This window comes from Rhodoferax sp. RT5P35 (assembly GCF_056521385.1).
This window is the reverse complement of sequence record NZ_JBWMAX010000235.1, coordinates 1-1186: the sequence shown is the minus strand read 5'-3', so window position 1 is coordinate 1186 and position 1186 is coordinate 1. Positions and strand designations below refer to the sequence as shown.

Here is a 1186-nt window from a genome sequence, read left to right as displayed (position 1 = left end):
CCAGATAACCGCGCCGGCCGCCGTTGATCAGTATTGTGGGCAACTCCAGAATGCTGGATTCCATGTAGATCGGCATGGTCTTGCGCGTGCCAAACGGCGAGGTGCCGCCCACCAAATAGCCGCTGTGCCGGTTGGCCACCTCGGGCTGGCACGGCTCCACCGACTTGGCGCCAATCTGGCGCGCCAGGTTTTTGGTGGACACCTTGCGGTTGCCATGCATCAGCACCACCAGGGGCTTGGCGTCCTGGTCCTGCATGATGAGCGTCTTGACCACGCTGAACGGGTCCCACCCCAGCACCTCGGCGCTGTGCTGGGCGCCGCCATGCGCCAGGTACTCGTAGGGGTGCTCGGTGAACACCACCTTGCGGGCCTTCAGCAACTGGGTGGCGGGGGTCTCGGAGACGTGGTCTTTTTTAGCCATCTCGACGTGTTAGAGCGCAGGGTCGCGCATGTCCCAGCGAATGGCGTCGATCTGCTGCAGCAGCTCGGGCGACAGCGTGGTGCCCCAGGCGTCCAGACACTCATCGAGCTGCGCCACTGAGGTGACGCCAAGGATGGTGCTGGCCACTTGCCATTTGGTGTAGCAAAACGCCAGCGCCAACTGCGTCGGCGTCAGGCCGTGTTCACGCGCCAGGGCGCTGTAGCGCCGTGCCGCCACCAGCGCCTCGGGGCGGCCCCAGCGCTGCTTGCGCATGGACTCGTACTTGGCAATGCGCGCCTCCTTCGGCGCGTCCGGGCCCACAATACCCGAAACGTCGTACTTGCCGGTGAGCAGGCCAAACCCCAAGGGCGAATAGGCCAGCAAGGACACCCCCAGGCGGTGGCAGGTTTCGTCCAGCCCGTTCTCAAACGTGCGGTTGATCAGGCAGTACGGGTTCTGAACGGCGGCCACCCGCGGCAGGCCGTGTTGGTCGGCCAGCCGGATGAACTCGTGCACGCCATAAGGCGACTCGTTGGACAAGCCAATGGTGCGCACCTTGCCGGCCTTGACCAGCTGCGCCATGGCTTCCAGCTGAACCTGGATGGAGGTCACCGGCTTGTCTTTGGCGGGGTCAAAGTACACCGCGCCAAAGGCGGGCACATGGCGCACGGGCCAGTGAATCTGGTAGAGGTCAATCACCTCGGTTTGCAGGCGCTTGAGGCTGTCCTCACACGCGGCCACGATGTCGGCCACCGTCAGGTCGGG

The 1186-nt window shown here is 64.8% G+C and carries 2 protein-coding genes; both read right to left on the bottom strand.

The genetic code is table 11. The annotated features are described in order from the left end of the window. A partial coding sequence (locus AC097L_RS25275; protein WP_479589458.1) for an aminoacyl-tRNA deacylase occupies positions 1 to 421 on the bottom strand: 421 nt, incomplete at its 3' end. A 9-nt stretch (positions 422 to 430) separates the two neighbouring features. Further along, the coding region (locus AC097L_RS25270; protein WP_479589457.1) for an aldo/keto reductase at positions 431 to 1186 on the bottom strand (756 nt) is incomplete at its 5' end.